General features: G+C 65.5%; 22 protein-coding genes, 1 other RNA gene and 1 riboswitch. Of the genes, 12 read left to right on the forward strand and 11 right to left on the reverse strand.

All coding sequences use genetic code 11. The annotated features are described in order from the left end of the window. The first annotated feature begins 17 nt into the window (after positions 1-17). The 10 genes from NFU08_RS05360 (at position 18) to NFU08_RS05405 (ending at position 8063) form a co-directional block, all read left to right on the forward strand. Positions 18-362, forward strand: a complete 345-nt coding sequence (locus tag NFU08_RS05360) for a TadE/TadG family type IV pilus assembly protein (RefSeq protein ID WP_377088061.1) — start codon at positions 18-20, stop codon at positions 360-362. A gap of 142 nt (positions 363-504) precedes the next feature. After that, entirely contained in the window at positions 505-864 is a 360-nt protein-coding gene (locus NFU08_RS05365) for a hypothetical protein (protein ID WP_309296829.1), read from the forward strand. Next, on the forward strand, positions 861-1307 hold the full coding sequence (locus tag NFU08_RS05370; RefSeq protein WP_246256515.1) for a pilus assembly protein TadG-related protein: 447 nt from the start codon (positions 861-863) through the stop codon (positions 1305-1307). The genes NFU08_RS05365 and NFU08_RS05370 overlap by 4 nt, the downstream gene beginning before the upstream one ends. A 97-nt stretch (positions 1308-1404) precedes the next feature. Beyond that, positions 1405-2520 (forward strand): peptide chain release factor 2, encoded by a 1116-nt coding sequence (prfB, locus tag NFU08_RS05375; RefSeq protein ID WP_174181728.1) that lies wholly within the window; start codon positions 1405-1407, stop codon positions 2518-2520. A gap of 182 nt (positions 2521-2702) precedes the next feature. After that, complete coding sequence (gene ftsE / locus NFU08_RS05380) at positions 2703-3482, forward strand: cell division ATP-binding protein FtsE (RefSeq protein ID WP_251421199.1); 780 nt, start codon at positions 2703-2705, stop codon at positions 3480-3482. Then, complete coding sequence (ftsX, locus tag NFU08_RS05385) at positions 3479-4393, forward strand: permease-like cell division protein FtsX (protein ID WP_174181723.1); 915 nt, start codon at positions 3479-3481, stop codon at positions 4391-4393. The genes ftsE and ftsX overlap by 4 nt, the downstream gene beginning before the upstream one ends. A gap of 26 nt (positions 4394-4419) precedes the next feature. Then, positions 4420-5868, forward strand: a complete 1449-nt coding sequence (locus tag NFU08_RS05390; protein WP_251421201.1) for a peptidoglycan DD-metalloendopeptidase family protein — start codon at positions 4420-4422, stop codon at positions 5866-5868. An 84-nt stretch (positions 5869-5952) separates the two neighbouring features. Continuing rightward, complete coding sequence (smpB, locus tag NFU08_RS05395; RefSeq protein WP_050054575.1) at positions 5953-6426, forward strand: SsrA-binding protein SmpB; 474 nt, start codon at positions 5953-5955, stop codon at positions 6424-6426. A 73-nt stretch (positions 6427-6499) separates the two neighbouring features. Further along, positions 6500-6868, forward strand: a transfer-messenger RNA (tmRNA) gene (gene ssrA / locus NFU08_RS05400). Between the two features lie 211 nt (positions 6869-7079). After that, positions 7080-8063: a S1C family serine protease gene (locus tag NFU08_RS05405; RefSeq protein WP_251421203.1), complete on the forward strand. Its 984-nt coding sequence runs from the start codon at positions 7080-7082 to the stop codon at positions 8061-8063. 2 nt (positions 8064-8065) lie between these two features. On the opposite strand, the gene NFU08_RS20820 is transcribed toward NFU08_RS05405, so the two are convergent. The 11 genes from NFU08_RS20820 to NFU08_RS05455 form a co-directional block, all read right to left on the reverse strand. After that, positions 8066-8200 carry a hypothetical protein gene (locus tag NFU08_RS20820; RefSeq protein ID WP_285835574.1) on the reverse strand — a complete coding sequence of 45 codons (135 nt, stop codon included), beginning with the start codon at positions 8198-8200 and terminating at the stop codon, positions 8066-8068. Between the two features lie 92 nt (positions 8201-8292). Beyond that, on the reverse strand, positions 8293-8661 hold the full coding sequence (locus NFU08_RS05410; protein WP_174181717.1) for a hypothetical protein: 369 nt from the start codon (positions 8659-8661) through the stop codon (positions 8293-8295). A gap of 53 nt (positions 8662-8714) precedes the next feature. Further along, positions 8715-9134: a CrcB family protein gene (locus tag NFU08_RS05415; protein ID WP_251421205.1), complete on the reverse strand. Its 420-nt coding sequence runs from the start codon at positions 9132-9134 to the stop codon at positions 8715-8717. Then, a complete protein-coding gene (locus NFU08_RS05420; RefSeq protein ID WP_246256514.1) occupies positions 9131-9535 on the reverse strand; it encodes a CrcB family protein in 405 nt (134 codons plus the stop codon). Before NFU08_RS05420 ends, NFU08_RS05415 begins: the two co-directional genes overlap by 4 nt. A 20-nt stretch (positions 9536-9555) precedes the next feature. Continuing rightward, positions 9556-10296, reverse strand: a complete 741-nt coding sequence (locus tag NFU08_RS05425; protein WP_251421207.1) for a metal-dependent transcriptional regulator — start codon at positions 10294-10296, stop codon at positions 9556-9558. Positions 10297-10345: 49 nt separating this feature from the next. Next, complete coding sequence (locus tag NFU08_RS05430) at positions 10346-11104, reverse strand: class I SAM-dependent methyltransferase (RefSeq protein ID WP_251421209.1); 759 nt, start codon at positions 11102-11104, stop codon at positions 10346-10348. Between the two features lie 92 nt (positions 11105-11196). Then, positions 11197-12654, reverse strand: a complete 1458-nt coding sequence (locus NFU08_RS05435) for an aminotransferase class V-fold PLP-dependent enzyme (RefSeq protein WP_374724814.1) — start codon at positions 12652-12654, stop codon at positions 11197-11199. 34 nt (positions 12655-12688) lie between these two features. After that, positions 12689-12802, reverse strand: a riboswitch (SAM riboswitch). Positions 12803-12961: 159 nt separating this feature from the next. After that, positions 12962-13774 (reverse strand): histidinol-phosphatase, encoded by an 813-nt coding sequence (hisN, locus tag NFU08_RS05440; protein WP_174181707.1) that lies wholly within the window; start codon positions 13772-13774, stop codon positions 12962-12964. Positions 13775-13821: 47 nt separating this feature from the next. Continuing rightward, positions 13822-14937, reverse strand: a complete 1116-nt coding sequence (locus NFU08_RS05445) for a ribosome small subunit-dependent GTPase A (protein WP_251421211.1) — start codon at positions 14935-14937, stop codon at positions 13822-13824. Continuing rightward, positions 14921-16309 carry a 3-phosphoshikimate 1-carboxyvinyltransferase gene (gene aroA, locus NFU08_RS05450; protein WP_251421213.1) on the reverse strand — a complete coding sequence of 463 codons (1389 nt, stop codon included), beginning with the start codon at positions 16307-16309 and terminating at the stop codon, positions 14921-14923. The genes NFU08_RS05445 and aroA overlap by 17 nt, the downstream gene beginning before the upstream one ends. A 6-nt stretch (positions 16310-16315) precedes the next feature. Continuing rightward, positions 16316-16864: a DoxX family protein gene (locus NFU08_RS05455; RefSeq protein ID WP_251421215.1), complete on the reverse strand. Its 549-nt coding sequence runs from the start codon at positions 16862-16864 to the stop codon at positions 16316-16318. Between the two features lie 349 nt (positions 16865-17213). Here NFU08_RS05455 and NFU08_RS05460 point away from each other — a divergent pair, with 349 nt between their 5' ends. Both NFU08_RS05460 and rsrA read left to right on the forward strand, forming a co-directional pair. Then, positions 17214-17978 (forward strand): sigma-70 family RNA polymerase sigma factor, encoded by a 765-nt coding sequence (locus NFU08_RS05460; protein ID WP_251421217.1) that lies wholly within the window; start codon positions 17214-17216, stop codon positions 17976-17978. Next, positions 17975-18235 (forward strand): mycothiol system anti-sigma-R factor, encoded by a 261-nt coding sequence (gene rsrA, locus NFU08_RS05465; RefSeq protein ID WP_157241802.1) that lies wholly within the window; start codon positions 17975-17977, stop codon positions 18233-18235. The genes NFU08_RS05460 and rsrA overlap by 4 nt, the downstream gene beginning before the upstream one ends. Positions 18236-18354: the final 119 nt, after the last annotated feature.

Here is an 18354-nt window from a genome sequence, read left to right on the forward strand (position 1 = left end):
AGCAGGGCTCAGCAGTAGTGGATTTTGTCCTGGTGGGAGGACTCCTCACAATGTTCTTCCTGGCCATCATCCAGCTGACGTTGATCCTGCACGTCCGCAACACGTTGATCGATGCCGCGGCATCAGGGGCCAGGTACGGCACCCTCGCGGACCGGGGAGCGGCCGATGCTGAGGAGCGGACCCGCAGCCTGATCGGCTCGGCCTTGACTGCCGGATTTGCCGAACAGGTGAGTACCAGCGAGGTGACTGTCCAAGGCCTCCGCAGCCTGGAAGTGACGGTGCGGGCGCCGATGCCGGTCATCGGGCTCATTGGCCCCCGCGGGATGCTGGAGGTGAAGGGACATGCCGCAGTGCAGCCATAGGCTGGGGGCACGACTCCTCAAACGCAGGATGGTCCAGGCTCTGTGCCTGCGACCGCCATCAACAGCTCAAGGACAGGAAGGCAGGGGAGGGCGCGAGCGGGGGAGCGCCGTTGTCGAGTTCACCTTCCTTGGACTCCTCCTCATGGTGCCGCTGGTGTACTTCGTCATTACCGTGGGTCAAATCCAAGGCGGCTCGTTTGCCGTCGTGGGCGCAGCGGACCAGGCAGCCAAGGTCTACGTTGCCCAGCCTGACGAACCGACGGCGCAGGCGGCCGCAGAACAAGCGGTGTCCATCGCCCTGGCCGACTTCGGGCACCAGCCGGACGAGGCAAGCATCTCCACGACATGCGACCCCGCCGACTGCCAGGCTCCGGGCACCGCCGTGACCATTACGGTGAGCCTGTCGGTGCCCCTGCCGTTTGTGCCCTTCAACAGTGGCTTCCGGCTGGCCGCAAGCGAGGTTGAAGCCTCCGCAACACAACTGGTGGGCAGATTCAGATGACCGCCAGGGCAAACAACGAGGACGGCCAGATGACGGTCATGATCCTCGGGTACGTGACCTTGGCTCTGCTGGTCGCCAGCGTGGTCATTGGCATTTCCTCTGTGTACCTCGAACATAAGCGGCTGCTTTCCCTTGCGGATGGCGCCTCCCTTGCGGCAGCAGACAGCTATACCCTCGGGGACGTTGACACACAGGGCGGCAGTCCTTCAGCAACACTGAACCCGGCCCGGGTCAGGAACGTCGCCGCGGACTTCGTCTCAAGGAGCCCGGCTGCCCAACGCTTCAGCGGACTCGCCGTCGCGGGGTCAACGGGCAGCCCCGACGGCTCCACCGCCGTCGTTGTGCTGACAGCTGCTGTCCATCCTCCGGTGGTTAACTTCCTGGTGCCGGACGGCATAAGGATCGAAGCGACGTCGACGGCGCGTTCGCGCCTGACGCGCTGACCGGACAGAGAGGGACCGGCAGCGGCCGAGGTGGCGCAAGGCAGAAAAAGGCCGTGCATGCCGAAGCTTGTGCCGGATAGCGTAGGCTTAAACAACCATGGCCAATATTGATTTTTCCGCTGAAATCCGCGCCCTTCGCGCCACCTACGACTCCATTGAGCGGGTCTCCGATGTAGACGCGCTCAAGGAAGACATCGCCGAACTGAGCGAGCGGGCAGGCGAGCCGGACCTGTGGGACGACCCCTCAGCGGCGCAGAAAATCACCTCAAAACTTTCGCACAAGCAGTCCGAACTTGAGCGCCTCAACAAGCTCGCCTCACGGATCGATGACCTCGAAGTCCTGGTGGAGCTGGGCCAGGACGAGGACGACGCCGATTCCATGGGAGAGGCGGCCGCAGAACTCGAGTCCATCAAAAAGGCCCTGAAGGAACTCGAAGTGGTCACCCTGCTCTCCGGAGAGTACGACGAGCGCGAAGCTGTCGTCTCCATCCGTGCAGGGGCCGGCGGCGTGGACGCTGCAGACTTTGCGGAGATGCTGATGCGGATGTATCTCCGGTGGGCGGAGCGCCACGGCTACCCCACCACGGTCATGGACACCTCCTACGCCGAAGAAGCCGGCCTGAAGTCAGCAACTTTCGAGGTAAAGGCGCCCTACGCCTTCGGCACCCTCAGCGTCGAGGCGGGCACCCACCGGCTCGTCAGGATCAGCCCCTTCGACAACCAGGGAAGGCGCCAGACGTCCTTCGCCGCAGTGGAGGTCATCCCGCTGATCGAGCAGACCGACTCCATCGAAATCCCGGACAACGAGATCCGCGTCGATGTCTTCCGCTCATCAGGCCCCGGCGGCCAGTCGGTCAACACCACCGACTCTGCCGTCCGCCTCACCCACATCCCCACCGGCACCGTCGTCTCCATGCAGAACGAGAAATCGCAGTTGCAGAACCGCGCCGCTGCCATGCGGGTGCTGCAGTCCAGGCTCCTGCTGCTCAAGAAGGAGCAGGAGGACGCCGAGAAAAAGGCACTGGCCGGCGACGTCAAGGCCTCGTGGGGGGACCAGATGCGGTCCTACGTCCTCAACCCGTACCAGATGGTGAAGGACCTTCGGACAGAGCATGAGGTCGGCAACACCTCCGCCGTATTCGACGGAGAAATTGACGACTTCATCGACGCAGGCATCCGGTGGCGCACGGATAACCGCAACGCCGAAAAATAGGCCCCACAGCGGGGCCAGGCCTGCGGATCCGGCGACACGCCCCCTGAAACCAGTGTGATACGCGGGAACTCCTGCGTATAGTCGAGGGGCCGGGGCCCTACTTCCCCCACACGAAACCCGCGCACCGGCTGCAGAACTGGGCTGCATCAGAATCAGCCATGCCCTGCAGGGTACTTAGGGCCATGATCCGATTCGAAAATGTCACCAAGGTCTACGACCAGAAAGCCCGGCCTGCGCTGGACTCTGTCAACCTTGAGATTGACCGCGGCGAATTCGCCTTCCTGGTGGGCGCATCCGGCTCCGGCAAATCCACCTTCCTCAGGCTTGTCCTCAAGGAAGACCGGGCCACGTCAGGTGCCGTATATGTTGCCGGCCAAAACGTCGCCAAAATTTCCAGCTGGCGCGTGCCCAGGCTCCGCCGCGGAATAGGCGTCGTCTTCCAGGACTTCCGGCTCCTGCCCCAGAAGAACGTCTTCGCAAACGTCGCATTCGCCATGCAGGTCATCGGCAAGAGCCGCAGCGTCATCCGCGATACCGTCCCCGAGGTCCTGAAAACTGTGGGCCTCGAGGGCAAGGAACACCGCATGCCGCACGAACTCTCCGGCGGTGAGCAGCAGCGCGTGGCAATTGCCCGCGCCGTCGTCAACCGTCCAGGGATCCTGCTCGCCGACGAGCCCACCGGAAACCTCGACCCCACCACCTCGATGGGCATCATGGGCGTCCTGGACAAGATCAACCAAAACGGAACCACCGTCGTCATGGCAACCCACGACGACGACATCGTCAATGAAATGCGGAAACGCGTGGTGGAACTCAAGAATGGCGTCGTCATCCGTGACGAGGCCAGGGCGCTCTACACCTCGATGATTCCGGTTGTAGGCCAGTCGCGCAGGCTCAAGGACGCCAGCGGGCGGGACGCCACCGAAACCGGGCTTCCCGGCGAAGGCGAGGGGCAGCGATGAGGCTCGCTTTTATCCTCGGTGAGATTGGAAGCGGGCTCCGCCGCAACCTGTCCATGGTGGTCTCGGTCATCCTGGTCACGTTCGTCTCGCTCACCTTCGTGGGTGCAGCCGGCATGCTGCAGATGCAGATCAACCAGATGAAGGGCTACTGGTACGACAAAGTCCAGGTGGCCATCTTCCTATGCAGTGAAGGCTCGACGGCGGCAGGTTGCGCCAGCGGGCCGGTCACCGCCGAACAGCAGGCCAGCCTCAACTCACTGCTGGAGTCTCCCGCCGTGGCGCAGTACGTCAACGACTTCCAGTTCGAGTCCAAGGAGGAGGCATACAACCACTTCAAGGACCAGTTCTCCAATTCGCCCATCGTGGACTCGGTGACCCCCGACCAGCTGCCGGCGTCCTTCCGGATCAACATGAAGGATCCGGAAAAGTACCAGATCATCAGTGAGACCTTTTCCTCCCAGCCCGGGGTTGAGACGGTCATCGACCAGCGCCAGCTGCTTGAGCGCCTGTTCTCGGTGATGAACGGCGCCTCCCTGGTGGCAGTCAGCATCGCCGGCGTCATGATCGTCTGTGCAATCCTGCTGATCGCCACAACTATCAGGCTCTCTGCCTTCAGCCGCCGCCGCGAAACGGGAATCATGAGGCTGGTGGGTGCGTCCAAGACAGTGATCCAGCTGCCGTTTATCCTCGAGGGCGTCATCGCCGCGGTGATCGGTGCCGCCCTCGCGTCGGCAACGCTTTGGGCCGTGGCGCACTTCTTCCTCGGCGAATTCATGTCCCAGCAGTATCCGGACACTGCCTTCATATCCTCCGGCCAGACGCTGATCCTGGTTCCCGCACTGCTAATCCTTGGTGCATCCTTGGCTGGAATTTCGTCTCTCTTGACCTTGCGCAGATACCTTCGCGTCTAGGTATGCAAACCAAACAAGGAATGCCCATGAATGCACCGGACAAAAACACTCCCCGCACCCGGCGAAACGGCGCGCGCAGTGCGGCGCCACGCACCAGCGTCCTCAGTGGCGTGCTGGCTGTTGTCCTCGCCGCCGGTCTGGCATCCTCCAGCCCGGCGGCCTTCGCGGACGAGCTCGAAGACCGGCAGAAGGCGCTTGAGGCCGAGGCCTCACGGGTCCAGCAGTCCCTGGAATTCGTCGATTCGCGCATCGCCAAGGCGGCCGGCGACCTGGTGATCTACCAGGGCCAACTTCCCGGCGCACAGCAGGCGCTCCTTGAAGCGCAGGGCCGCGTGGCCGGCGCCGTCAAGGAGGTCGAGGCGCTCTCCGCCCGCGTGGACATGGCACAGCAGAACAAAGCCAAAATCACGCAGCAGCTCGAGTCTGACAAGCAGAAGATCGCCGATACCAAGAAGCTGATCGGCCAGATTGCCACGCAGGCCTACAAGTCCGGCGGCGTCCCCTCCAACCTGTCCCTCTTCTTTGGGTCCAACAACGGCGGCAGCCTGACCGAAACGATGGACCTGGCGGACCAGGCCATGCGGAGCCAGAACGCTGCCATGGACAAGCTGTCGCAGCAGAGCGCCACCAACGTGAACTCTGAAGCGCGCCTCCAGGCGGTCGAGGCAGAGATCAAGGACCTGAAAGCCAAGGCGGATGCAGCCTTGGAGCGGGAAAAAGCCGCCCGCGATGAAGCGGCCGCCAAGAAGCAACAGGTGGACAAGCTGATCGCGGACACCACCCGCCTGGACGCGGAGCTGCAGGCTGCCAAGCCTGGCATCCAGTCCCAGCTGGCCGGCGTCCAGGCGAGCCAGAATGCGGTGGCAGCCGAGATCCAGGAGCGCGACCGCAGGCTGCGGGAAGCCTGGGAAGCAGAGCAGCGCAGGAAGGCTGAAGCAGCGGCGGCGGCCGCGGCGGCAGCTGCCGCAGCCGAGGCGGCGGCGAGGAACCAGCCGCCGCCGCCAGCGCCCCCGGCACAGTCGTTCATGCCGCCGGTCGGGTCGCCGTCGGCATTTGGCCTCCGGCATCCTTTTGACGGCAGCGTTCCCATCACGTCCGGTTTCGGATGGCGGGCCACCCCTCCGGGAACCATCGACTTCTACGGCCAGGGCGGGTACATGCACACCGGGCTGGACTTTGGCGCGGCGTGTGGCACACCCGTCTATGCGGCGGCAGCAGGGGAAGTCTTCAGCTCCGGCTGGAACTCTGGTGACGGAGGCGGCTGGCGGGTGAAGATCTCCCACGGCCTCATCGAGGGCAATACCCTGAACACCATCTACTACCACAACGCCAGCATCGTGGTCTCCAACGGCCAGCGGGTATCGCAGGGACAGCTGATCGCCTACTCCGGCAACACGGGCAACTCCACCGGCTGCCACGCCCACTTTGAAACCTGGCTGAACGGCAGCCCGGTGGACCCGATGAGGCTGCTGTAGCACCGTCTGCACCCTGCCGTACACTGGTATGACTCCGCGCCGGTTGGCCCGGGGGACAACCGAACTGACCTGAGGAGCTTTCCCTTGCCTAAAGAAAGTGGCCGTAAAGTGGTGGCCACCAACCGCAAGGCCCGGCACGACTACCACGTGCTGGATACCTACGAGGCTGGAATCGCGCTTATGGGCACCGAAGTGAAATCCCTGCGCGAGGGCCACGCCTCCATGGTGGACGGCTTCTGCACCTTCTACAACGACGAACTGTGGATGGAAGCCATTCACATCCCTGAATACAACCAGGGAAGCTGGACCAACCACGCGGCCCGCCGGCGCCGGAAGCTCCTGCTCCACCGTGAGGAACTCATCAAGATCTCCCACAAGGTGCGCGAGTCGGGCTACACCATCGTCCCGCTGCAGCTCTACTTTGTGGACGGCCGCGCCAAGGTGGAAATCGGTGTGGCCCGCGGCAAGCGCGAGTACGACAAGCGGCAGACCCTGCGCGAGCAGCAGGACAACCGCGAGGCGCAGCGTGAGATGCGGGAACGCAACCGGCGCCGCTAGGAATGATTTGGCCCGGGCGTGCGTTATGATGAATAGTCCGGTGGGCCAGCCTGCCGGTTTGATAAAAGAATATGGGGATGATCGGTTTCGACGATGTTAGTCGCGACAGGTGAAGCGGGCCGAGGATGCAGAATTATCTCGTAAACGCTGTCTGCAAACCAATAAGTGCCGAATCTAAGCGCACTGACTTCGCTCTTGCTGCCTAAGCAGTAAGACAGTCCGTCAGCCCGAGGTTGCTATCGCCCCGGATCCTGGCGTCATTTAGATAGCCACTGCTGTCCACCTCCGTCATCGGGGTGAACGGGACTCTTAGATGACTGGGCCCGGATCAGCCAGCTGTTTGCAGCATGGCTGGGGCCGAGAAAATCCGACGCAAACTGCGCCCGGAGAAGCCCTGACAACACGACATCGGACGGGGGTTCAATTCCCCCCATCTCCACATTTTGAAAATGCCGCAAGGCAGACTGAAAGACCCGGACATTGCGTCCGGGTCTTTCGGTGTTTAAGCGCGGCTTGCCTGTTCACCGACGGCGTAGCGGGGCCTGGGACTAGCGGCCGGCATCCATGGGTTGTCCTCTATAAGATCCGGCGTCGCGGCCCAGGCCGGGCCGGAAGTGGCCGGAACCAGCGGCGGAGCAGCCAGGAGGTGCCCCATGAACCAGATGCGTGAGCCCAGTCCCGAAGAGTACGACGACGGCGCGCTGGACTCCTATTCGGAGACGGTCATGCGGGTGGCTGAGACCGTTACGCCGCACGTCGCGGCCATAGAAATGACCAGCACCCGCCGGAACGGCAGGTTCCGCGTGGGGGCAGGTTCTGCGGTCCTCTTTACCGAGGACGGCTACCTGCTGACCAATTCCCACGTGGTGGCCGGTGCCAACAAGGGTCACGCCGCATGTGCCGACGGCAGCCGGACCGATCTCGAGCTCGTGGGCGTGGATCCGTTATCGGATCTCGCTGTGGTCCGCGGCAAGGCACCAAGGGTGGCCCCCGCCCGCTTCGGCGACGCCGAGACCTTGCGTGTGGGACAACTGGTGATCGCAGTCGGGAATCCGCTCGGGCTGGCGGGGTCGGTCACGGCGGGAGTCGTCAGCGGCCTGGGCCGTTCCATCCCGGTCTGGGCCGGTGGCAACCGGAGGGTGATCGAGGACGTCATCCAGACCGACGCCGCCCTCAACCCAGGCAGCTCCGGAGGCGCGCTGGCGGACGCGCATGGCAGGATCGTGGGCATCAACACTGCCGTGGCAGGCGCCGGACTGGGACTCGCCGTTCCCATCAACACGACAACACGGCGCATCATCGCGGCCCTGCTGAACGATGGGCGGGTCAGGAGGGCATACCTGGGTGTGCTCAGCACGCCGATCAGGCTGAACGCCAGCGCAGTGATCAGGACGGGCCAGCGGGACGGGCTCAGGGTGGTGGAGGTCCTGGCCGGATCACCCGCAAACCGCGCGGGCCTGGAAGCCGGTGACATCATCCTCACAGCCGGAAGCCGCGCCGTCAGCACCGCCGAGAGCCTGCAGAAGCTGCTGTTCGCCGATGCGATCGGACAGCCACTGCCGATCAGGGTGCTGCGGCACGGCAGGGGAGAAGACCTCGTCGCCGTGCCCGAAGAAATGCAGGCAGACGGGCAGTAGGCCTACCGGCGCTTCTTCAAATGCGCCACGGGGTCCTGGGCAGCCTCAGGGTGCTTGGTTTTCTTCTCGGCGCGTTTTTCCTTGATGGTCTTGACCGGCTTCTTTGCGAGGTTCTGGTGCGGTGTTTTGTCCGGCATGGCGTGCTCCTTACAGCAGGGGACGGGCTGCGTCCCTCTTCGTAAGTTACGCCTATTCAGTCCCGAATGTAATGGCCTGGAATGGCATGGAATCAGTCCGGAACGGGGACGTCTGCGATGCCCACAAAACGTGTCCCAACGCCGTCAAATTCGCTCCGGACGAACCCCGTGCGGACCGCCGGCACCTCGTCCGGCCGGTGGTGGCCGCAGATCACGTAGGTGAAGTCGGGCCACCACTTCTTGGGGCGGGCCGCCTCCTCGTAGCCGCAGACCGCGCATTCGAGGTGGACCCAGACCGGGCGCTTGCCCGTGCGGTTGGCACGGGACTGGACCAGCCAGGGCGGAGGGTTGTCCAGGATCTCGCCCAGCTGGGCCTCGGTCAGCCATTTTGGAAGGCCGTGGCGCTGTGCCATCTCCATCGGTACGTCAAGGGCAATGGCCGCGTCGCGTCTGCTAATCATCACCATCCACGATACGGGAGCCCACCAAATCAAGGCCCCCGGGGCCGCGCCTTCTATACCGCAGACACCAGGGCGATCCCCGCCGCGGCCGCAGCCAGGCCCAGGACCAGGTTGGCGGCAACGTTCACCGCAGCCGACCCGAGGCGTTCCTCGCTCAGCAGCCGCACCGTGGCCGTGGTCCAGGAACTGAAGGTGGTGAGCCCGCCGGCCAGGCCTGTCGCCAGCGCCGCCTGCCACTCCGCACCCAGTCCCAGTCCCACAGTGAGACCGTGCGCAGTGCCGATTATGAAGCACCCCGCCACGTTCACCAGCAATGTGGCCCAGGGCCAGTGCAGCCTCACGGGGGTCCCGGCCCCATGGTTGCCGGCACGCACAGTCTGCCGGGAGCTGTGATGGGCGAACCAGCTGTCAATGCCGAAGCGGACGAGGGCGCCTGCCACCCCGAAAATCCCCACCAGGGCCGCGGCGGTCACTGACGGCTCCCGGTCGGGCGGCCAACAAGCTTTCCGGTCCGCCATCCGAGGCCCGCCGCAGCCAGCCCCAGCACCACGGACAGGCCGAGGTACGCAGTCCACACTCCGTGCTCCCCCTCCCGCACCAGCTGGTCCAGGGAAAAGACCACGGCGGAGAACGTGGTGAAGGATCCCAGGAGACCTGGCCCCAGCCCAGCCCGCAACCAGAAGGGCGTGCGCGGGCGGGCCATCCAGACGGTGGTCAGGGCGGCCAGGATAAAGCTGCCCGCCACATTGATGCTAAGGGTGGTCCAGGGAATGGATCCTGGGAGTTCCGGAAAGACCAGCCCCAGGACGTACCGGAGTTCTGTCCCCGCCAGGCCCCCTGCGGCAACGGCCAGCCAGGCGCCTGCCCTGGGCATCCACGATGTCTTCGGCCCGCTCATGCCCCGGGCAAGGTTACGGGAGATTCGGCGTCCCCCAGAAGGCAGCCCGGATGGGGTCGGTCGCTGTGCACCCACAGCGCCGACGTGATCTCATCGGCGAGGTCGTAGTCGCGCGTACGGCCTGAGTCCCGGACACGCACCACCAGGGCGCCTCCGAACGGCCTGCGGCCCACCACCTCCACTTCGGCGTCGAGGTCTATCTCCTCGGCCGCAAGGTAGCGGAGCAGGTCCGGATTGTCGTCGCTGATCCTGGTGATGCGGCCCGTGTGGCCCTGGTCCAGCTCTCCCATGAGGTGCGCGCGGGGCATAAAGACCTGGCCGTCCGCCGTAGGAATCGGATCGCCGTGCGGATCCCGCTGCGGGTTGCCCAGTTTCGCCGCCACGCGTTCTATGAACGTGTCCGAGACGGCGTGCTCCAGAAGTTCGGCTTCGTCGTGGACCTCGTCCCAGCTGTACCCCAGCTGCTGGACGAGGTAGGTCTCGATCAGTCGGTGGCGCCGCACCATGGCGAGGGCAAGCTGCAGGCCGGAGTCCGTGAGCCTGATGGCACTGTACGGTTTGTGGTCCACCAGGCCTTGGTCCTTCAGCTTCCGGACCATCTCTGAAACGGAGGAATTGGCCACCCCCAGGCGTTGTGCCAGCTGGGAGGAGGTGATGGGTTTGTCCTGCCACTCAGTGAAGGAGTAGATGACCTTGACGTAGTCCTCTATGGAGGAGGAGGGAGCGCTGGTCTTCACAGGATCCACCCTACCGGCTGCCCCTGGCCGCACGTGGACTGGCGGGCGCTCATGCCCGGACCGCCCGCCAGGCGAGCGTCAGGTATGGAAGTTCCAGTTCCTCGTCCGGTCCGTGGCCCAGGTGCTCGTGAAGGTACCAGTCCAAATTGGCCAGGACTTTTGCCCGGGTGGCCTCTCCGGCGCGGAGGTAATAGCTCCGCGATTTTGTCAGTTCCATCAGGTCTCCGGTGGTCACGGAGTCCTGCCAGTGCGTGAGGTGGTCCTCCAGCGCACCGAACTCGGGCCCTATGAGCGGGCGGTGGCCGGGTTTGTAGACGTCCCCGGCATGCATGATCCTGGAGAGCCGGTGGACCCAGGGGACGGATGTGTCCAGCTGGTTCCAGACGAGTCCCAGCGTTCCGTGGGGACGGAGGACGCGGGCCAGTTCCGTACTGGCCCTCAGGGCATCGCACCAGTGCCAGGCCTGCGCCACGGTGACGACGTCGAAAGCCGCGTCGGGCAGGCCGGTCGCCTCTGCAATTCCAAGGACAGCCGTGGCGGCGGGGACGTGCTCAGCCAGCTGCGCGAGCATGTCCGCTGACGGGTCCACGGCCGCGACGGAGAGTCCCAGGTCCAGCAGCAGTTCAGTGAACTTCCCGGTGCCGGCGCCCACGTCGAGCGCATCGCGTGCTCCCGAAGGCACCAGCCAGCGCGCTGATTCGGCAGGGTAGCCGGGCCGCACCTGCTGGTAGTGCCTGCCGCCGTCCTGGAAGCTCTGGCCGAGCTCCCGGCGCCGGCCGTGATCCAGCCGTGGGCCACCCCGTGCCACGCGCGGCCTCCTTCATCCGGTTCCTTTGGTGTCCTCCGAATTTACCGCATCAGCCGCAACGGCAGGGCGCCGGCCGGCAGGCCAGCCGCAGGTCAGTCGTCGATGCAGGGCGCGGCGCCGGCCGTTCCCGGGGTGTTGGGCGCCCAGTGGGGGTACGTGCGGTTGTCATTGGCGGGAACCCAGCGGCCGGCGTCCACCACATAGTCCCAGCCAAGTCCCTTGGTCCGAAGGTCCCGGATGCCTGCCAGCAGACGTTCGGCATCCTCCAGCCTTGAGCCGACGCCGAAGCTGGCCCGCAGGGAACCGGAGGGAAGGCCCAGCCGCTTCAGCAGCGGGTGCGCGCAGAAGCGGCCGTCGCGCAGGCCCACTCCATGTTCTGCCGAGAGGTAGGCGGCCACCAGGCCGGCGTCGTAGCCTTCCACGGAGAAGTTGACCACGCCGATGGTGTCGGTGTCCGGGTTGGTGTCCTTGAAGATCTGGTGGACGGTGACGCCGTCGATCTCCTGCAGGCCTTCCACCAGGAAGGAGCGGATGGCTGCTTCATGGGCATGCCAGCGGTCCTGGTCCAGTTCCGCGATGACCTGCGTGGCGCGGGCCAGGGTCGCCGCACCCAGCACGTTCGGCGATCCGCCCTCGTGGCGGGCCGGCCCGGTTGCCCAGCTGACGCCGTCGAGCCTGGCTTCCTTGACGGCGCCGCCGCCCGCAAGGTGCGGTGTTCCGGCGTCGAGCCAGTCCGGCCGGCCCACCAGCACGCCGGCACCAAAAGGTGCGTAGAGCTTGTGGCCCGAGAAGGCGAGGTAGTCGACGTCGTCCGCAGTGATGTCGACCCGCCGGTGCGGCGCCAGCTGGGCCGCGTCCACTGCGATCCGTGCGCCGTGCTCGTGCGCCAGCGCGGCGAGGGCGCGGATGGGAAGGATTTCGCCCGTGACGTTGGAAGCCCCGGTCACGGCGAGCAGGCTGACGCCGCCCTGCTGCAGTTCCGCGCGGACCGCGTCAATGGTAGCCGCAATGGTGTCCTCTGCCACGATGCTGCGGTGGGGGACACCCTGCCACGGAAGGAGGTTGGCGTGGTGCTCAATGTCGAGGTACAGGACGTCGCCGTCGGGCCGCCCGTCGGTGACGGGCAGGCAGCCCGCCAGCAGGTTGAGGGAGTCAGTGGTGTTCCGGGTAAAAATCACCGAATCGTCCGGGCGCCCGCCTACGAAGTCGCGGACGATGGCGCGGGCATTCTCATAGACCGAGGTGCTGATCTGGGAGGCATAGCCCGCACCGCGGTGGACGCTGGCGTAGAAGGGCAGGATCTCGTTGAGGTAAGCCGACACCACGGAGAGGGCGGGGGCGGATGCGCCATAGTCCAGGTTGGCGTACCGGGCGTGGCCGCCATGGATCAGCGGGGCCTGGATCTCGGCGCCGCTGACTGCTGCGAGCGGACGGCCGGCGGCGGCGCGGCGCTGGTCGGAAAACGCCGGCGATCCCGGCAGGGCGGCTGCCTGACGCTGGACGGTGGCTTGGGGCGAGACTGCTTCGGGGGAGACGGTGGCAGTTGTCACAGAGACCTCACTTCAGAACAGGACTCCGTGCAGGAATCCGCGCTTGCCGCATCCCTTCCGGACCGGCCTGGTCGTCACCCGGGGCACCCCACCGCGAATGGAGGGTTGCCGGCCAGCAAACCGGGGTTTTGCGCTGGCACTCGTGACCTGGTTAAGAGCGTAGAACATGCGCAGTGAAGGTTAAAAGCCCGCGGAAATGTTAAGGGGTTTGTTACGCGCGGTTGAAAAGGCCCGCCTGCGCCGAAGATCACGACGGCGGACGCCTCCTTTCGGGGGTGCCCGCCGTCGAATATTCGTGCTGCCGGGACTAAAGGAGGTCGTCCAGGTTCGGGTTCAGCCGGCGCAGCACCTCGGAGTGCAGGATGGAATTCGTGGCCAGGGCGTTGCCGCCGAACGGACCGTCCTCGCCCTCCAGCGAGGTGAAGCGGCCACCCGCCTCCACCACGATGGGCACCAGTGCGGCCATGTCGTAGAGGTTAAGTTCAGGCTCGCAGGCGATGTCCACCGAACCTTCGGCCACCATGCAGTAGGACCAGAAGTCACCGAACGCCCGGGTCCGCCACACGTCCTCGGTAAGGCCCAGGAATTCATTGAGGTTTCCGCGCTCCTTCCAGCCGCCAAGGCTCGAATAGGAAAGGGAAGCATCGGACAGATTGGACACATTGGATACCCGGAGGCGGGTGGCAGCGGCAAGTGAACGCCCCATGTAGGCTCCCATGCCCTTGGCGGCCCACCAGCGCTTGCCCAGGGCGGGAGCGCTGACCACGCCCACCACCGGCTCGCCCTCATCCACCAGCGCGATCAGGGTGGCCCAGACCGGAACGCCCCGGACGAAGTTCTTGGTGCCGTCAATGGGGTCGATAATCCACCGCCGCGAGCCGTGGCCTGTGCTGCCAAACTCCTCGCCGAGTACGGCATCGCGTGGACGGGAGCGGGAGAGCTGGCCGCGGATGGCTTCCTCGGCTGCCTTGTCCGCATCGGTGACGGGCGTCAGGTCCGGCTTGGTCTCAATGTGGAGGTCCTGGGCCTTGAAGCGGCTCATGGTCTGGTCATCCACGGAATCGGCCAGGACGTGGGCCAGGCGCAGGTCATCGTTGTAGCTCGAAGCGGGTTGGATCATGGTTCCAAACTACCGTCTGCGCGCCGTTCTGCCGGGAAGCGGGCCCGTCAGGTCACGCTGCCCAGTTCCTTTGCCTCCTGGGCTTCCATTCGCGGGTCCGTGCCGAGGAGGCGCCGCAGGGAGCCCAGCCGTGCTGCTCCGGTGGGGCCGGCATGTCCCCCGCCCACCCATGCGTCCAGCCCGCAGTTCACGGCGGTGGCGGTGTGCTTGCACCCGCGCTCACAGTCGTCAATGCCGGGGGAGAGGTCCGGGAAGGAGCGGAGGATGCGGTCCGGGTCCACGTGCGCCAGGCCGAACGAGCGGATGCCGGGGGTGTCGATGATCCAGCTTCCGGACGGCGCATCCGCCAGCTTCAGGGCAAGGGCCGACGACGACGTGTGCCGGCCGCGGCCCGTGACGGCGTTCACTCCGCCGGTGGCCCGTTCCGCGCCGGTCAGCGCATTGACCATCGTGGACTTTCCAACGCCTGAGTGCCCCAGCATCACGGTGACCTTGCCGTCCAGGTGGCCCCGCATCTCGGCGACGGCCGAGCTGTCCAGCCGTGCGGACAGGCCGTCGTCGGAACGGGCGTCAATGCCCGAGGCGGCGGAATCGGCTGTCCGGCTGATGATCACGGGAAAGTCCAGGTGGGTGTAGTTGGACAGCAGTTCCGCGGGATCCTTGACGTCCGCCTTGGTGACCAGCAGGATCGGCTCGATGCCGGCGTCATAGGCGGCCACCAGGGCACGGTCGATGAAGCCGGTCCGCGGCTCGGGGTTGGCGGCTGCCACCACGATCACCAGCTGGTCGGCGTTGGCCACCACTGCCCGTTCCACGGGATCCGTGTCGTCGGCGCTGCGCCGCAGGAGGGTCTTGCGGTCCTGGATCTTCACCAGCCGGGCCAGGGTGTCCGGCTCCCCGGAGACGTCCCCGACCAGCGAGACAAAGTCTCCTGCGACCACCGGGTTCCGGCGGAGTTCCCTGGCCCGGGCGGCAATGACTACCCTCTCGTTCCCCGAGTCCTCCCCCACAACTGCGGTGTACCGGCCCCGGTCAACGGTGATGATGCGCCCCGTGACGGCATCATCGTGGCTGGGCCTGTCCTTCGTGCGGGGCCGGGAGCCCTTCTTGCTGGGACGGATCCGGACGTCCGATTCATCCCAGGAATCAGTCCTCCGCGCCACCGCTGGAACCTTCCGACGCCGTTTCGGCGGGGCCATTCTGCGCCAGCATGTCTGCCCACAGCCGGGGGAAATCCGGCATGGTCTTGGAGGTAGTGCCGATGTCCTCCACCTGGACGCCCTCCACGGCGAGGCCAAGGATGGCGCCCGCAGTGGCCATGCGGTGGTCCGCATAGCTGTGGACGACACCGGCGTGCAGCTGTGCGGGGCGGATCACCAGGCCGTCGCTGGTTTCCTCTGCGTCACCGCCAAGGCGGTTGATCTCGGCGACGAGGGCGGCGAGCCGGTCCGTCTCGTGGCCCCGCAGGTGCGCGATGCCGGAGAGCCGGGAGGGGCCGGTGGCCAACGCACACAGGGCGGCCACGGTGGGAGCGAGTTCGCTGGTGTCGGCGAAGTCTCCGCCCTTGATGTGGGGTCCGCCCGTGACCGTGAGGACGCCCTCGTCCAGCGTTACCTCCGCACCCATCGTGGCCAGGATGCTGCGCCAGAGGTCACCGACCTGCTGCGTTTCGTCCGGCCAGCCGGGGATCCGCACCGTTCCGCGGGAGGCCAGCGCGGCGGCGAGGAAGGGGCCGGCGTTGGACAGGTCCTGCTCGATCCGCTGGTCGAAGGCGCGGATGGGGCCGGGGCTGACCACCCAGTGGTTGGGCACCGAGTCATCAACCGCAACCCCGGCGCCGCGAAGGACCGCCACGGTCATGTTGATGTGGTCGAGGCTCGGCACCGGCTTGCCCACGTGCTCGAGGTGCAGGCCCTCGGTAAACCTTGCGCCCACCAGGAGCAGCGCCGAAACGAACTGGGACGACGCGCTGGCATCGATGACCAGGTGGCCGCCGCGGACCTCGCCCGTGCCCTCCACAACGAACGGCAGCGACGACGGCGTCCCGCCCCCTTCCGCCGATACGGCCACCCCCAGCGCAGTGAGCGCCTCGATGATCGTTCCCATCGGCCGTTTGCGGGCATGGGGGTCGCCGTCGAACACGCTTCCGCCGTTCCGCAGGGCGGCAAGGGGTGGAACGAACCGCATGACCGTACCCGCGAGCCCGCAATCGATCCTTGTCCGGGGTGACGCGGCATCCGGGTCCAGCGGAACCACTTCCAGGTCGGGCCCAAAGGCACCGTCCCCGGGGACCTCCGTGATGGTGGCCCCCAACTGGCGGAGTGCCTCGATCATGAGCGCTGAGTCCCTCGAATGGAGGGGGGCCCGCAGGCGGGACGGCCCGTCTGCCAAGGCGGCAAGAACGAGGTACCTGTTGGTCAGGGACTTCGATCCGGGCACGGTGACGGTGGCATCGACGGGCCGGGACGCGAAGGGCGCGGGCCAATGGGGAAGGGGCATTCCGGAGTCATCCCGGACGGCGGCTGCTGCGGTCATGCGGTGTTATGCCCCCGTGGCCTGTTCCACGGCGCGCCGCACAACCTTGTCCGCCTTGTGGAGCTTCTTGTTGGTGGTCTTCCGGGCGTCGGCCGCCAGGTGCGAGGCGTTCCTGCGTGCATCCGCTGCCAGGTGTTCAGCCCGCCAGGCCAGGCCCGGCTTGCCGGCGGTGTCAACGGATGCCAGCAGGGCGCCGCCGCTCAGGGACAGGTTCTTGAGGAACTGGTTACGGCGGTTTTCCCGCCCTTCCTTGCTGCTGATGTCCGCACTGCGCCACTCAACAAAGGTGTTCAGCAGGGAGATCACCGTGAGCAGCGTGGCCGAGAGCCTGGAGAATTTGCCCAGTCCGAAAAGCACGCCGGCTCCCACCTGCGTTCCGCCGATGACGCGGGCAAGGGTTTTCTCGTCCGACTTGAAGGGCAGGGACGCGGCAGCCTTGCGAAGCAGCGGCGAAAGCTGCTGCGCTGTGTCATCGGCGTTTTGAAGCTTATCCACTCCGGCAATGACGAAACTGGAGGCCAGCATGGGGCGGGCAAGCGTGCGGAAAAAGGACATGGATTTCCTCCTGGATGGACGAACCGCATCGAAAGCGGCGGAGTCCGTTCTAGTCTTGCACTTTTGGGGAATATTTGCCGAAGGCGTGGGGTTATTCATGACGCATCCGGGAATGCTGCGCCGCAGGGAAACCATGGCTGCAGCATGGAACTGCCGGCAGGCGCAGATCGCCGGATGCAGATATCCAGATTCAGATACAGGGATGGACAAGCAGAGCGGAGTTGTGCCCTTGGCGCGGGTGTTGGACGGAATTGAAACAGCAGGCCCGGTGGCAATGGACTCATTCGAGGCTGAACCGCCAGGCTATGGCTCGCCGCGTGCGCGCAGCCTCCCAGTAGACTTGAAGGCAATGAGCACCCTGGATCCGGCCGTCGCGGCCATGTATGAGGCTTCCGACAGTGAAGCGAAGAGCAGCGCAGCAGCAGGGCCTGAGGCTGCGGACTCAGCCGTGGTCCCGGCGCCTGCCGAAACCGGCGGGGATCTGGTGGATGTTTCCACTGAATCGGTGGAACAGCGCCGCCTGAGGTTCGAACGCGATGCGATGCAGTACGTGGACCAGCTGTACTCGGCTGCCATGCGCATGGCGAGGAACCCGTCTGACGCCGAGGACCTCGTCCAGGAGGCCTATACCAAGGCCTTCTCTGCTTTCCACCAGTACCGGCCGGGGACCAACCTCAAGGCCTGGCTGTACCGCATCCTGACGAACACGTACATCAATCTGTACCGGAAGCGGCAGCGCGAGCCGCTCCAGTCCAACTCGGACACGATCGAGGACTGGCAGTTGGCGCGGGCAGAGTCGCACACCTCCAGCGGACTGCGCTCCGCCGAGGCCGAGGCGTTGGACCACCTTCCGGATTCCGACGTCAAAAGGGCGCTCCAGGACATCCCCGAGGAGTTCCGCCTTGCGGTCTACTTCGCGGACGTGGAGGGGTTCGCCTACAAGGAAATTTCAGACATCATGAACACGCCCATCGGCACGGTGATGTCCCGGCTCCACCGTGGCCGGAGGATGCTGCGGGACATGCTGGGGGAGTACGCCGCAGAGCGCGGGTTCAAGACGGCCGCTACTTCACAGGACGCGGCGGGAAGCACACAACAGGAGAACAGGAAATGAGCGACTGCCAGGGATTGGGCGACTGCGACGACACCCGGATGCAACGCATTTACGAGTACCTCGACGGTGCCCTGACCCGCGAGGACATCACGGAGATCAAGAACCACCTTGATGACTGCCCGGAGTGCACGGAGCAGTACGACCTTGAGTGCGTGATCCGCAACATGGTTAAACGCTCCTGCACCGAAGCTGCTCCGGAGAACCTGAAGAACGCCATTCTTGACCGGATCCACACCATCCGGCCGGTGGACGCCTAGGAGACTGCTGAACTAAGTGCTTTATGGGGCTGGTCCGGGGCGTTCACGTGTCGGGGCCAGCCCTTCCTTTTGTGGTCTCGGGTTCTGTGATTGAAGCATCGGGTCCTGTTTCTGGGCTT

The organism is Pseudarthrobacter sp. NCCP-2145, assembly GCF_023708005.1.
In the GTDB taxonomy this organism is placed as follows: Bacteria; Actinomycetota; Actinomycetes; order Actinomycetales; family Micrococcaceae; genus Arthrobacter; species Arthrobacter oxydans.

Coding starts and splice junctions, on each gene's coding strand:
- NFU08_RS05455 (WP_251421215.1), bottom strand. CDS start 16,864: ATGTCCTTTTTCCGCACGCTTGCCCGCCCCATGCTGGCCTCCAGTTTC.
- rsrA (WP_157241802.1), top strand. CDS start 17,975: ATGAGCGACTGCCAGGGATTGGGCGACTGCGACGACACCCGGATGCAA.
- prfB (WP_174181728.1), top strand. CDS start 1,405: ATGGCCAATATTGATTTTTCCGCTGAAATCCGCGCCCTTCGCGCCACC.
- NFU08_RS05370 (WP_246256515.1), top strand. CDS start 861: ATGACCGCCAGGGCAAACAACGAGGACGGCCAGATGACGGTCATGATC.
- hisN (WP_174181707.1), bottom strand. CDS start 13,774: ATGATCCAACCCGCTTCGAGCTACAACGATGACCTGCGCCTGGCCCAC.
- ftsX (WP_174181723.1), top strand. CDS start 3,479: ATGAGGCTCGCTTTTATCCTCGGTGAGATTGGAAGCGGGCTCCGCCGC.
- NFU08_RS20820 (WP_285835574.1), bottom strand. CDS start 8,200: ATGCCGGACAAAACACCGCACCAGAACCTCGCAAAGAAGCCGGTCAAG.
- NFU08_RS05405 (WP_251421203.1), top strand. CDS start 7,080: ATGAACCAGATGCGTGAGCCCAGTCCCGAAGAGTACGACGACGGCGCG.
- NFU08_RS05410 (WP_174181717.1), bottom strand. CDS start 8,661: ATGATTAGCAGACGCGACGCGGCCATTGCCCTTGACGTACCGATGGAG.
- NFU08_RS05365 (WP_309296829.1), top strand. CDS start 505: ATGGTGCCGCTGGTGTACTTCGTCATTACCGTGGGTCAAATCCAAGGC.
- aroA (WP_251421213.1), bottom strand. CDS start 16,309: ATGACCGCAGCAGCCGCCGTCCGGGATGACTCCGGAATGCCCCTTCCC.
- NFU08_RS05420 (WP_246256514.1), bottom strand. CDS start 9,535: ATGCCCAGGGCAGGCGCCTGGCTGGCCGTTGCCGCAGGGGGCCTGGCG.
- NFU08_RS05460 (WP_251421217.1), top strand. CDS start 17,214: ATGAGCACCCTGGATCCGGCCGTCGCGGCCATGTATGAGGCTTCCGAC.
- ftsE (WP_251421199.1), top strand. CDS start 2,703: ATGATCCGATTCGAAAATGTCACCAAGGTCTACGACCAGAAAGCCCGG.
- NFU08_RS05390 (WP_251421201.1), top strand. CDS start 4,420: ATGAATGCACCGGACAAAAACACTCCCCGCACCCGGCGAAACGGCGCG.